The 12,645-nt window shown below is 66.3% G+C and carries 11 protein-coding genes and 1 tRNA gene; 6 read left to right on the plus strand and 6 right to left on the minus strand.

The annotated features are described in order from the left end of the window. Position 1: 1 nt before the first annotated feature. Together RVY76_RS00135 and RVY76_RS00140 are read left to right on the plus strand one after the other, a co-directional pair. Positions 2 to 1,378, plus strand: coding sequence for an aldehyde dehydrogenase family protein (locus RVY76_RS00135; RefSeq protein ID WP_317374960.1), 1,377 nt, complete (start codon positions 2 to 4; stop codon positions 1,376 to 1,378). Between the two features lie 5 nt (positions 1,379 to 1,383). Next, entirely contained in the window at positions 1,384 to 2,529 is a 1,146-nt protein-coding gene (locus RVY76_RS00140; RefSeq protein ID WP_317376682.1) for an iron-containing alcohol dehydrogenase, read from the plus strand. 6 nt (positions 2,530 to 2,535) lie between these two features. On the opposite strand, the gene RVY76_RS00145 is transcribed toward RVY76_RS00140, so the two are convergent. The 5 genes from RVY76_RS00145 to RVY76_RS00165 all read right to left on the minus strand — a co-directional run bounded on the left by RVY76_RS00145 (position 2,536) and on the right by RVY76_RS00165 (position 6,952). Further along, positions 2,536 to 3,273: an ABC transporter ATP-binding protein gene (locus tag RVY76_RS00145; RefSeq protein WP_317374962.1), complete on the minus strand. Its 738-nt coding sequence runs from the start codon at positions 3,271 to 3,273 to the stop codon at positions 2,536 to 2,538. Beyond that, on the minus strand, positions 3,270 to 4,070 hold the full coding sequence (cysW, locus tag RVY76_RS00150; protein ID WP_317374963.1) for a sulfate ABC transporter permease subunit CysW: 801 nt from the start codon (positions 4,068 to 4,070) through the stop codon (positions 3,270 to 3,272). Before cysW ends, RVY76_RS00145 begins: the two co-directional genes overlap by 4 nt. Continuing rightward, entirely contained in the window at positions 4,070 to 4,933 is an 864-nt protein-coding gene (gene cysT / locus RVY76_RS00155) for a sulfate ABC transporter permease subunit CysT (RefSeq protein WP_317374964.1), read from the minus strand. The genes cysW and cysT overlap by 1 nt, the downstream gene beginning before the upstream one ends. 60 nt (positions 4,934 to 4,993) lie before the next feature. Then, positions 4,994 to 5,977: a thiosulfate ABC transporter substrate-binding protein CysP gene (cysP, locus tag RVY76_RS00160; RefSeq protein WP_317374966.1), complete on the minus strand. Its 984-nt coding sequence runs from the start codon at positions 5,975 to 5,977 to the stop codon at positions 4,994 to 4,996. A 183-nt stretch (positions 5,978 to 6,160) separates the two neighbouring features. Next, a complete protein-coding gene (locus RVY76_RS00165; protein WP_317374968.1) occupies positions 6,161 to 6,952 on the minus strand; it encodes a sulfotransferase in 792 nt (263 codons plus the stop codon). Between the two features lie 141 nt (positions 6,953 to 7,093). On the opposite strand from RVY76_RS00165, the gene RVY76_RS00170 reads away from it, so the two are divergent. From RVY76_RS00170 to RVY76_RS00185, 4 genes are read left to right on the plus strand one after another with little or no spacing between them, the layout of a single operon-like run. Beyond that, the gene (locus RVY76_RS00170) at positions 7,094 to 9,121 is read left to right on the plus strand and encodes an HAD-IIB family hydrolase (protein WP_317374970.1); all 2,028 of its coding nucleotides are present in this window, start codon (positions 7,094 to 7,096) and stop codon (positions 9,119 to 9,121) included. A gap of 1 nt (position 9,122) precedes the next feature. Beyond that, the gene (locus RVY76_RS00175) at positions 9,123 to 10,280 is read left to right on the plus strand and encodes a glycosyltransferase (RefSeq protein WP_317374971.1); all 1,158 of its coding nucleotides are present in this window, start codon (positions 9,123 to 9,125) and stop codon (positions 10,278 to 10,280) included. Further along, positions 10,273 to 11,241, plus strand: a complete 969-nt coding sequence (locus RVY76_RS00180) for a glycosyltransferase family 2 protein (protein ID WP_317374973.1) — start codon at positions 10,273 to 10,275, stop codon at positions 11,239 to 11,241. The genes RVY76_RS00175 and RVY76_RS00180 overlap by 8 nt, the downstream gene beginning before the upstream one ends. Continuing rightward, positions 11,238 to 12,374: a glycosyltransferase gene (locus tag RVY76_RS00185; RefSeq protein ID WP_317374975.1), complete on the plus strand. Its 1,137-nt coding sequence runs from the start codon at positions 11,238 to 11,240 to the stop codon at positions 12,372 to 12,374. The genes RVY76_RS00180 and RVY76_RS00185 overlap by 4 nt, the downstream gene beginning before the upstream one ends. Before the next feature lie 65 nt (positions 12,375 to 12,439). On the opposite strand, the gene RVY76_RS00190 is transcribed toward RVY76_RS00185, so the two are convergent. Further along, positions 12,440 to 12,514: transfer RNA gene (locus RVY76_RS00190), tRNA-Gln, on the minus strand. Between the last annotated feature and the right edge of the window lie 131 nt (positions 12,515 to 12,645).

Here is a 12,645-nt window from a genome sequence, read left to right on the forward strand (position 1 = left end):
CATGACGATCACGTGCATATCTCCGATCGACGGATCGGTCTTCGCCACGCGCGAGACACTGTCGCAGGACGAAGCCCTCGAACGTGTTTCGCGCGCGAAAAGATCGCAGGCGGCCTGGGCTGCGCGACCGCTCCAGGACCGCATCGACCTCGTGATGGCGGGCGTCGCCCGTGTGGGTGAAATGAACGACGAGATCGTGCCGGAGCTCGCCCGCCAGATGGGTCGGCCTGTGCGATACGGTGGCGAGTTCTCGGGCTTCAACGAGCGTGCCAGCCATATGGCGCATATCGCCCATGAGGCCCTCGCACCCATCGAGGTCGAGCGGAGCGACAGCTTCCACCGCTACATCGCGCGCGTGCCGCACGGGCTGGTCCTCGTCGTGGCACCTTGGAACTACCCCTATATGACCGCGATCAACTCGGTCGCGCCCGCGCTCATCGCGGGCAATGCGGTGATGCTCAAACATGCAAGCCAGACGCCGCTGGTGGGCGAACGGCTTGCGCGCGCCTTTCACGAGGCGGGCGTGCCCGAGGAAGTGTTCCAGAACGTCTTCCTCGATCACGACACGACCGCCGCGCTTATCACCGACAGGGCCTTCGGTTTCGTCAACTTCACCGGATCGGTGGCGGGCGGCCGCGCGCTCGAACGCGCGGCGGCGGGGACTTTCACGGGAATGGGACTTGAGCTTGGCGGCAAGGACCCTGGCTATGTCTGCGACGACGCCGATCTCGGCGCGGCGGTCGACACGCTCATCGATGGTGCGATGTTCAATGCCGGTCAATGCTGCTGCGGGATCGAGCGGATCTATGTCCACGAGAGCCTCTTCGACGCCTTCGTCGAGAAGGCCGTCGGCATCGTGTCGGCTTATGTGCTGGGCGATCCGCTGGACCCCGCGACCACGCTCGGCCCCATGGCGCACAAGCGCTTTGCCGACGAGGTGCGCGCCCAGACGGCCGAGGCGCTTGCCCAGGGCGCGCGTGCGCATATCGACCCGTCCGACTTTCCGGCCGACGATGGCGGGGCGTATCTCATGCCGCAGATCCTGACGAACGTGACCCACGACATGCGCGTGATGCGCGACGAGAGCTTCGGCCCCGTGGTGGGGATCATGCCCGTGCGCGACGACGACGAGGCGGTCAGGCTCATGAACGACAGCGCCTACGGGCTCACCGCGTCGATCTGGACCCGCGACACCGGTCGGGCGCGCGCCATCGGAGACCGGATCGAGACCGGGACCGTCTTTCAGAACCGCGCGGATTACCTCGATCCGGGTCTCTGCTGGACCGGGTGCAAGGCCACGGGGCGCGGGGGCGGCTTGTCCGTCATCGGCTATCACAACCTCACCCGGCCCAAATCCTATCATCTCAAGAAAGCCTGATGCCCATGTCTCCAAACGCGACCTGGTCCTATCCCACAAATGTCCGCTTCGGCGCGGGCCGCATCGCCGAGATTGCCGAGGCGTGCGTTGCCGCAGGGATCCAGAACCCGCTCCTTGTTACCGATCGGGGCCTGACGGACATGGAGATTACGCGGACCACGCTCGACCTTCTGGAAGGGGCGGGTTTCGGCCGTGCCATCTTCGCCGAGGTCGATCCGAACCCCACCGACACCAATGCCGAGGCCGGCGTGCGGGCGTTCCGCGAAGGCGAGCATGACGGTGTCGTGGCCTTCGGCGGCGGATCGGGCCTCGATCTCGGCAAGGTCGTTGCCTTCATGGCGGGGCAATCGCGCCCGATCTGGGATTTCGAGGATATCGGAGATTGGTGGACCCGCGCCGATGCCGACGCCATCGCGCCGATCATTGCGGTGCCGACGACGGCCGGCACAGGGTCCGAGGTCGGTCGCGCCTCGGTCATCACGAACTCGGAAAGCCATGAGAAGAAGATCATCTTCCACCCGAAGATCCTGCCCGCCATCGTGATCTGCGATCCCGAACTGACGGTCGGCATGCCGCAGAAGATCACCGCCGGAACCGGTCTCGACGCCTTCGCGCATTGCGTCGAGGCCTATTCCTCGCCGCATTATCACCCGATGAGCCAGGGCATCGCGCTCGAGGGAATGCGCTTGGTGAAAGAGAACCTGCCGCGGGCCTTTGCGGACGGCACCGACATCGAGGCGCGGGCCAACATGATGTCGGCCGCCGCGATGGGGGCCGTTGCGTTCCAGAAGGGGCTGGGGGCAATTCATGCGCTGTCGCATCCGGTGGGCGCGCGGCATCACACGCATCACGGGACCACGAACGCGGTCTTCATGCCACCCGTCCTGCGGTTCAACGAAAATGCCATTGCCGAACGGTTCGATAGGGCCGCTGCCTATCTCGGGATCGACGGCGGTTTTGCGGGCTTTCGGGATTTCGTCGATGGGTTCAATGCCGATCTCGGCATTCCAGCCCGGCTTTCGGATCTCGGGGTCGAGAATCCCGATCTCGACGCGATGGTCGAGGACGCGATGCGCGACCCGAGCTGCGGCGGCAATCCCGTCCCACTCACCCCCGGGGCGCTGCGCGGGATTTACGAAGCCGTCCTGTGAACGCCGTCAGCCGGCCTCCTCGCCGACGGCAAGGAAGTCGCGCACGAAATCCGAGGCGGGCCGTTCCGTCAGATCGGCCTCGGTGCCGATTTGCTCGATCCGTCCGCCATTCATGACCGCGACGCGATCGGCGATCTCGAACGCCTCGGCCTGATCGTGGGTGACGAGGATCGCGGTCACGCCGACCTTGCGTTGCAATTCGCGCACCGATCCGCGGAGGGACCGGCGCACCTGCGCGTCGAGCGCCGAGAAGGGTTCATCCAGGAGGAGGAGCTTCGGCCTGATGGCAAGCGCGCGAGCCATGGCCACGCGCTGCTGCTGGCCGCCGGAGAGTTGCGCGGGATAGCGGTCGGCGAGGTCCGACATCTCGATCAATTCGAGAAGCTCGCGGACGCGGGAGCTGCGTTCGGATTTCGACGGGCGCTCTGACCGGGGAAGGACCCTAAGGCCGAAGGCGATGTTGTCGGCCACCGACATGTGCCGGAAGAGCGCGTAGCTCTGGAACACCATGCCGAAGCGGCGCTCGCCCGCCGGGCGGTCTGTGAAATCCTCTCCGTCGAGGATGAGGCGGCCGCGATCGGGCCGGGTAAGCCCCGCGATGATGTTGAGAAGCGTCGTCTTGCCCGATCCCGACGGCCCGAGCAGGGCCAGGAAATCACCTTGGGGCACGGTCAGCGAGACATCCTGCAGGATGGCTTGCGATCCGTCGAAGGACTTGGCGATGTTGCGGATGTCGAAGCTCATGGCGTCGCTCCCTTCGCGGGATGAATGGCCGCGACGATGCCGCGCAGGACGAGCGTCAGCAGCGCGATCAGCGCGAGGACGGTCGCCGCGGCGAAGGCCCCGGTGGTGTTGTAGTCGTTGTAGAGAAGCTCGATCTGCAGGGGCAGCGTCAAGGTCTGGCCGCGGATCGCGCCCGAGACCACGCTGACCGCGCCGAATTCGCCGATGGCACGCGCCGTGGCGAGGATCGCGCCGTAGACGAGTGCCCAGGTGACGTTCGGCAAGGTCACGTGGCGAAAGATCTGCCAGCCATTCGCGCCGAGGGTGAGCGCCGCGCGTTCCTCGTCCTCGCCGGTCACCGAAAGGACCGGCAGTATCTCGCGCACCACGAAAGGGCAGGTCACGAAAAGCGAGACGAGCACGATGCCCGTGAGATTGAACATCAGCTGGACGCCGTAAGGCTGCAGCGCACCGCCCACCGGCCCGTAGGCCCCGTAAACCAGCAGAAAGCAGAGCCCGGCGATGATGGGCGAGATGGCAAAGGGGATCTCGATCAGGATCAGGAGCGCGCGGCGGCCCGGAAAGCGGAACCGCGCGATGGCCCATGCGGCCGAGAGGCCGAAGACGATGTTGATCGGCAGCACGATGATCGCGACGAGGATCGTCAGCCGGATCGCGGCGAGCGTTTCGGGCTTGGTCACGGCGGCGGCCCATGAGCCGATCCCCTCGGCGAAGGCGCGACTGAAGATCGCGGCCGTCGGCAGGACGATGAAGATCGCCGAGAAGACCACGGCGAGAAGGATGAGCAGGATCCGCATCACGCCCCCCGGTCGAGGCGGCGATAGAGCCGCGTCTGAGCCACGTTGATCGCAACGAGCAGGATCAGCGACAGGCCCAGCATCGTGCCCGCGATTGCGGCCGCGGCCGGGTAGTCGAACTCGTCGAGGCGGATCCGCACGAGCAGAGACGCGACCTCTGTCTCGTAGGGGCGATTGCCGGCGATGAAGATCACCGCGCCGAACTCGCCCAGCGACCGCACGAAGCTGAGCCCCGTTCCGGTCAGGATCCCCGGCATGAGTTGCGGCAGCGTCACCCCCAGGAAGGTCTGTGCGGGGGAGGCACCGAGAGTCGTCGCGGCGGCCTCCTCGGCAGGGTCGAGCTCTTCGATGAGGGGCTGGATCGCGCGAACGGCGAAGGGGATCGAGGTGAAGGTCATGGCGATGACGATGCCGGTCCAGGCATAGGCGACCTCGATGCCGGTCGGGGCGAGCAGCGACCCGATCCAGCCGTTCTGCGCATAAAGCGCGACGAGCGCGATGCCCGCCACTGATGTCGGCAGCGCGAAGGGCAGGTCCACCAGCGCGTCGAGCGCCGCGCGCCCGGCAAAGCGATACCGGGTGATCACCCAGGCCAGAAGCAGCCCGAACGCGCCATTGATCGCCGTCGCGGCCGCCGCCGCCGTCAGCGTCACGCGGAACGCCGAGAGGGTTCGCGGATCGCTTATGATGAAGAGATAGTCGGACCAGCCGAGCCCCGAGAGCTGCCAGAAGAGGCCCAGCAGCGGCAGGAGAACGATCAGCGTGACGAAAGTCACGCTGATGCCGAGGGTCAGGCCGAGGCCCGGCAGCGGCGAACGCCGCCGCCGCGTCAGGGCGTCGAGACTGGTCTGCAGCGCTGGCATGTGTGGACCTTGCGATCCCGCGCGCAGGCGACGGCGCGCGGGCGTGTCATAGGGTGGCGATCAGTTGCGAAGCAATTGGTCGAGCGTTCCGCCGCTGGCGAAATGTGTCTCCTGCGCTTCGTCCCAGGAACCGAACTCATCCTCCACGGTGAAGAGCTCGACCTCGGGGAAATGGTCGGCATTGGCCTCCATCACGCTCTCGTCGTTCACGCGGTTGTTGAAGGACGCGATGATTTCCTGCCCCTCGGTGACATAGAGGAACTCGAGATAGCTGCGCGCGATCTCCTCGGTTCCGCGGCTCTGGGCCACGCGCTCGACCACGGCCACGGGGAATTCAGCGAGAAGCGACTGTTCCGGCACGACCACGTCGTAGCCCGGTGTCTCTTCGGAGATGTTGAGCGTCTCGGCCTCGAAGGTGACGAGGACATCGCCGATGCCGCGTTCCGTGAAGGTCGTGGTGGCACCGCGTCCGCCGGTATCGAAGACTTCGACGTTCGACAGCAGATCCCTCATGTAGCTGCGGATCTGCTCCTCGTCGCCGTCGAATTCCTCGTTGGCCCAGGCCCATGCGGCAAGATAGGTGTAGCGCCCGTTGCCCGAGGTCTTCGGGTTCGGGAAGATGACCGAGACACCATCTTCGGCCAGATCCGCCCATCCCTCGATGCCCTGCGGATTCCCCTCGCGCACCATGAACGCCGGAAGCGAGTAATAGGGCGAGGCGTTGTTCGGGAACTGATCCTGCCAGTCCTCGGCGACGAAACCGTTCTGGGCCAGGATGTCGACATCCGTCACCTGGTTGAAGGTCACGAGATCGGCCTGCAATCCTTGCAGGATGGCGCGGGCCTGGGTCGAGGACCCGGCATGGCTCTGGTTGATCGTGAGTTCGCCGTCGCCGTCATATTGCTCGAGGAAAGCGGGATTGATCTCGGCATAGAGCTCGCGCGCGATATCGTAGGAAACGTTGAGGATCTCGGTCTGCTGCGCACCGGCCATCCCGGCAGGCAGGCTCAGGACGAGCGTCGTTGCGATGGCGATGGGTTTCATCTCGGGCCTTCCAATGTCGGTATCTCTGATCGCTTGCGGCATAGGTGCCCGTTCCGCCTGCACAGACAATGGCGGCATCCCTCGAAAAGGAGAGTTTCGCGCGCCGACCGGTCAGGCGCGGAAAGCCCGTTCCGCCGATCGCGGGTTCTGCGGAACGCACGATCGCGGCCGGTCGGGCCGAATTCAGGTCGATGCCGCCCAGCCCAACGTCGCGCGGATCGCCCCGCGCGTCTCGTTGAGGCTGTGGCGGATCTGAGGCGCATAGGGCATGACCTCCATCCCGGGGCCGTAACCCCAGGCCGCGCAAGCCTGCGCCTGCGCGCGGGTAAGCGTTGCATGCCCGAGATAATTTCCGTTCCGATCGGCGATATCCTCGGGCACCGTATCTTCTGCGGGGACGCCCAGAAAGGCCGCCAGCGCCGCGCGCCAGTCCATCGGCCGGGCGACGAGATCCTCATAGCGCAACACCACGACGTTGTGGAGGAAGGGCAGGTCGGTCGCGAGGATCTCGTGCGCTGCGATCCAGTGGTCGATCAGATCGCCGGGCGCGCCGTCCACCCACTTGGCGACGGCCCCCGCGACGGCCTCGGGATGGCGAATGACCACGACGAATTGCGACAGCGGAAAGAGCTGCTGGTAAAGCCGCATCCGGGTGAGGTTCACGGGCGATTTCTCGACCCGCCAGGATCCCGCGCCGAAGAACGGAGCCCAGTCGGCCTCCATACGGTCGCGCGTGGCGCGCTTGTCGTAGGGCGACCCCTCGACATGGTGCTGCGCCGGGTCCGTCGCGAAGTGCATGGGTGCCCCGTGACGGGCCGTATGCGGGATCGCACCCTGCAGATAGACGCCCTCGTTCTCGGGGACCGGCGCGTTCCGGATCGCGGCGATGCCGGGCAGACCGGCAATGATCCGCGCAACCAGTGACGTACCGGATCGGTGCAATCCCCCTACGAAAACATAGCGATGAGGCAGCATGCGAGACCTTTCGGAAAAGCCGGGTGCGGCGGCGGCCTGCGACATCTCGTACACGCGAGGAACTGTGACAAGGCCGAACGGTTGACGCGATGGCTGGCACGCCTGCCCGCTCTCCATCTACAGCACGGGATCGTAACCTGCATGCGTATCGTTCACATCGCCTTGGGGGGATGTCTTTCGGGCCCGCCGATCCCCTATGGCGTGACGGAGGATACCGGCGGTCACATCGCCTATGTCCTCGGGGCCGCGATGGCACAAGCGCGCCGCCCCGATACCCACGTCACGATCGTCACGCGCGGCTTCGACGAACCGCGATTGGGCGACCGGTATGCCGCCCCGGTCGAGCGGGTATCGCCCCGCTGTACGATCCGCCGCCTGCGATCTGCCGTGCCGGGATATGTCTGCAAGGAGGCGCTCGAGGCCGAAGTCCCGCAGCTGACGGAAGCCTTTCTCGATCTTCTCGAACGGGAGGGCGCGCCCGATGTAATCCATGCGCATTTTGCCGATGCCGCGTGCCTTGCCGAAGCCGCAAAGGCGAGATTCGGTACACCCTGGCTCTTGTCGTGTCATTCGCTTGCCTCGGAGAAACGGGGCGCATGGACGGTTCCGGGTCCTGCCCTTTGCTCTCGCATCGCACACGAGGGCCGCGCACTGGCCCTGGCGGATGCGGTGATCGCCTCGTCGCGCGACGAGGCGGAGCGGCAAATCGCCGTTTGCCATCCACCGGCCGAGGGCCGGGTGCATCGCGTCCCGCCCGGGATCGGTCACTCACCGGACGCGTCGCCCGAACGGGCCCGCGCGCTGATCGCACCGTTCCTGCGCTCCCCGGACCGGCCCGTGATCCTTGCGCTCTCCCGGGCGATCGCCAAGAAGAACCTTGTGGCGTTGGTCGAGGCCTATGCCGGTGCCCCGGATCTGCGCGAGGCCGCGAACCTCGTGATCGTGGCGGGCTTGCGCGACGGGTTGACGGGAGGAACCTCCGAGCAGGACGAGGTGATCTCGGCGCTTTTCGACGCGGTCGATCGCAACGATCTCTGGGGCCGGGTCGCCCTGCCGCGTCGCCACATGCCCGAGGACGTCCCGTCGTTCTACGCACTCGCCGCGCAGGGCGGTGTATTTTGCAATCCCGCGCACCACGAACCCTTTGGCCTTACCCTGATCGAGGCCGCACGTGGCGGTGCGCCGATCGTCGCGACGCGCGACGGGGGCCCTGCCGACATCGTCGAGACGATCGGCTACGGCGCGCTCGTCGATCCGACCGATCTGAACGACATCGCGGCAGGGCTCCGGCGTATGCTCGTCGATCCAGGTCGCTCGCGGAAGCTTGCCACTGCGCGGGCGCGGGCATCGCGGGTTTACGATTGGGATCTCTACGCCGAACGCTCCCTCGAAATCTGCGCCGAACTGGCAAGGCCCGCGCCCGTTGGTCCTCGTGCCGGCACGCGCGATCTGATTGCCTGCGATATCGACGGAACGCTCACCGGCAATACTGCCTCGGCGCGGGAATTCGCGGCATGGGCCGAGGCCAGGCGGCCCGATCAGGTCTTCATGGTCGCAACCGGACGGTCGGTCAGCGACGCGCGGCACGTCCTCGCGGAATGGCGGCTGCCGGTGCCCGATACGCTGGTCACCTCGGTCGGCACCGAAATCTGGCGGCGTGGGCACGGCAATCGGTACCTCCTCTGCGAAGACTTCGCCAAGCGGATCGGGACGGATTGGGCCCGCGATGCGATCCTCGACGTGCTCGCCCCCTTCACGATGCAATCCCGCCACGAGCAGCGGCGTTGGAAGCTCGGCTATCTCGGAACCGAAACGGATGCCGAGCGAATGCGTGCAAGCCTCGCCGAGGAAGGGCTTTCCGCGCGCATCGTCGCATCGCATGGCCGTTTCGTCGACGTGATGCCCGCGAATGCCGGCAAGGCCGAGGCGATCACCTTCGAGGCGAAGCGTTTGAACCTGAGGCCGGAAAATTGCGTCGTGGCCGGCGACAGCGGCAACGATGCCGACATGCTTGCGGCCTTCTCGCGTGCGATCCTGCCGCGAAACGCACTTCCGGAACTCGATACCCTCACCGGAGGATACCGTGCGGCGCAGCCCTTCGCGGCGGGTGTGCTCGAAGGCTTCGGGCATTACGGGCTTCTGCCGGTCTCGACGATGGCGGCTGAATAGGATGCGCGATCTGGGCACGCCCCCGATGCGCCGACCGTTCGGCTATTTCGTGCATCATCAGGGTCGCGGCCATGCGGAACGCTGTGCTGCGATCGTCAATGCATTGCCCGCCGATCGCCCCGTCCGGATCTTCTGCGCGCGCGACGACATCTTTCCGGTACTGCGCGCAGGTGCAACGATCGAGCGTATCCCCTCGCTCTTCGAGCCTCCGCCGGACGCGCCGACGGGCATGGACGGCATCGCAACACCCGAGACGCTGCATTGCGCGCCGCTCGGGTGGGGGACGATCCGCACTGCCATGGCGCGGATGGCCGCGTTCTTCGCGGCCGAACACCCCGAGCTCATGATCTGTGATGTCAGCGCCGAAATCGCGCAATTGGCGCGGATCTGCTCGGTACCGCATGTGAAGGTGCTTCAACACGGCGACCGGTCAGACCCCGGGCATCGCGCGGCCTATGCGGGCGCGGCCGGCCTGCTTGCGCCCTTCCATGCCGATCTGGCGCAGCCCGAATGGGATGCGGCGATGCGTGCGCGCACATGTTTCGCGCCCGGCCTCGGGGTGGCGGGCGACATGCCGTCGCGCCACACGGCGCGTGCCCGGTTGGGCATCCCCGAAGCCGCGCAGGTCGCACTCGCCCTGTCGGGCGGCGGGGGCACCGGCATGGCGCTGGCCCCCTTGGGCGTGGCCGCGCGAAGCATGCCGGAATGGCACTGGATCGCGTTGGGCCAGGTGCAGCGGGACTGGCACGCGACGGTGCCTGCGAACCTGACCGAGACCGGCTGGGTCGAGAACGCGGCCGATTACATCGCCGCTGCCGACCTCATCGTCTCTTCCGCGGGGAACACGACCTGCGCCATGGTTCTCGCGGCAGGGCGGCCCTGGATCGTCGTGCCCGAATGGCGCTATTTCGACGAGCAGGTCGCGAAGGCCCGGGCCCTTGGGCGTGCGGGTGCCGCGCTTTGTCTCGACGGGCTTCCGGCCTCGGCGCATCGCTGGATCGAGGCGGTGGAGCGAACGATTGCCGCGCATGACCCCGAACGCCAGCGCCTGCTCGCAGGCAGCGATGCCGCCCCGCAGGCTGCGGACTGGCTCGAAGCGCTGGCTGGCCGCATCTGGCACGAAGACGTACCGCAGCAGAGGACTGTTATTCATGCCTGATCTTTCGGCGTTGACCATCGCGTATGGACGCGACACCCATCTCGCCAACGTCGTTCTCGGCTTCGAGGCCCAGAGCGTCCGACCCGCCGAACTGGTCATCGGCGTGATGCAGGATCGTCCCTACGATTTGCCCGCTACGTCTTTTCCGGTGCGCCAGATCCATGTCACCCGCCCCGACGGAGAGCTGCCACTCGCCGCCGCGCGCAATCGCGTCGCCGATGCCGCGACGGGCGAGGTCCTTGCCTTCGTGGACGTCGATTGCATCCCGCATCCGGATTTCGTGGCGGAGACCCTTGCCGTCTGCACGCCCGAGACGGGTATTCTCATGGGCGAGGTCGCCTATCTCCCAAGCGGCGCGACGGAGCACGGGCTTGATTTCGACACCTTCGAACAGATCGGACAGCGGCATTCCGACCGTCAGGGCCCACCGCCGAAAGGCATGAGGCTTTGCAACGATTATCGCTGCTTCTGGTCGTTGAACTTCGCGATGCATCGCGACACCTGGGCCACCTGCGGAAAGTTCCACGAGGGCTATTACGGCTATGGCGGCGAGGATACGGACTTCGCCAGGACGATCGATGCCGCAGGTCTGCCGATCTGGTGGATGCGCGGGGCGAAGGTGTTCCATCAGCATCACGCGCATTGCATGCCACCGATCCAGCATCTCGCCTCGGTCCTGCGCAACGCCGACGTGTTTGCCGAAAGGTGGGGTCACCGGACCATGGGGCATTGGCTGTGGGGGTTCAGCCTGATGGGCCTGATCGAGAAGGACGGCGACGCTATCCGCATTCTGCGAGAGCCCGACGAGAGCGATTACGCGCTTTGCCGGCAGACCGATGACATGCCCTATGCCAATTCGCGGCGCGTCATCGATATCCTCCAGGCCTCGCAGCAGGAGGAGGAAGCGCGTCGTACCGAAGTGGCCGAGGCCGAAATCGCCTTCGTTACCGCCGCAGAATGAGGCCCCTGCGCATCGCGGTCATGGGCCATGTCCGGTTTCCCATCGCACGTCCGTTTCGCGGCGGGATGGAGGCGCATTGCTGGCATCTGGCACGCGGACTTCGCGCGCGTGGCCATGACGTTACGCTCTTCGCGAGTGGCGACAGCGCGGCCGGGTGCCGACTGCATCCGGTCCTCAAGGAGCATTACGACCGCAGCTATCCCTGGCATCTCTGGAACGGGACGCCCGAGCTGACGGGGCATCTCGACCACGCCCATGCGCGTGCCATCGAAGAGCTTCGCGACAGCGGCTTCGATATCGTTCACAACAACTCATTGCATCGCTTTCCGCCCCGCATGGCGCGCCGCGACCGCATCGCGATGCTGACCTCGCTGCACGTTCCGCCTTTTCCCGTGCTTCATCGCGCCGTTCGGGACGGCATCGCGCCTTGGTCTCGGTTCACCGTTTCGTCCGATCGCCAGCGCAGGGCCTGGTGGCCGAACGGCGCGCCGCCCGAGGCGCATGTCCTGCCGAACGGAATCGATCTCGACGACTGGCCCTTCGCCACGCAGGGTGAGGGGGGCGCGGTGTGGTCGGGGCGGATCACCGCAACCAAGGCACCGCATCTCGCGGCTCGGGCCGCGCGGATCGCCGGGCTGCCGCTCTCGATCTTCGGACCCGTCGAGAACGAGGATTATTTCGAGGCCGAACTCAGACCGCTTCTCGGAGGCGAGATCCGCTATGGCGGACACCTTTCGGCCGCGGACCTTTCCCGCGAGGTCGCCCGGGCTTCGGTACTCTTCTTCACACCGCTCTGGGACGAGCCCTTCGGGCTGTCGGCCATCGAGGCAATGGCATGCGGCGTGCCCGTCGCGGCGACCGACATGGGTGCCGTGCGCGAGGTCATCGGCCCCGCGGGCCGGTTCGCACCCCCGGATGACCCCGAAGCCCTTGCCCGGGCGGCTCTAGACGCCATGCAGATCCCGCGCCGCGTACCGCGCGACCGGGTGGAGCGGCTCTATGCCCTCGACATCGTGCTCGATCGAACGGAGTCACTCTATCGCGAAACGCGGCGGGGCCTCGACCATGACGCGGCTCCGGTCGTCTTCAAGCCGATCGAGCTTCCCGAACGCGCGAAGCATCCCGTTCGATAGATACAGGATCGCATCGCCCGGAACCGATACTGTCCCGGTGGAAGATCAATTCGAAATGTGCGGAATGGCTGGGGTGGTAGGATTCGAACCTACGATACACGATACCAAAAACCGATGCCTTACCGCTTGGCTACACCCCAACGCGAGATGGGTTCTAAGCGAGAGCGATCGGGAGACGCAAGCCCCTCCCGGCAAAAACGTCGGGAAATCTTGCATGGGGTACCGGGCAGGGCCGATTGCCGTCGGTTGTCCGTCCGGCGCGGACGGTTAG

It is taken from the genome of Palleronia sp. LCG004 (genome assembly GCF_032931615.1).
Classification (GTDB): Bacteria; Pseudomonadota; Alphaproteobacteria; order Rhodobacterales; family Rhodobacteraceae; genus Palleronia.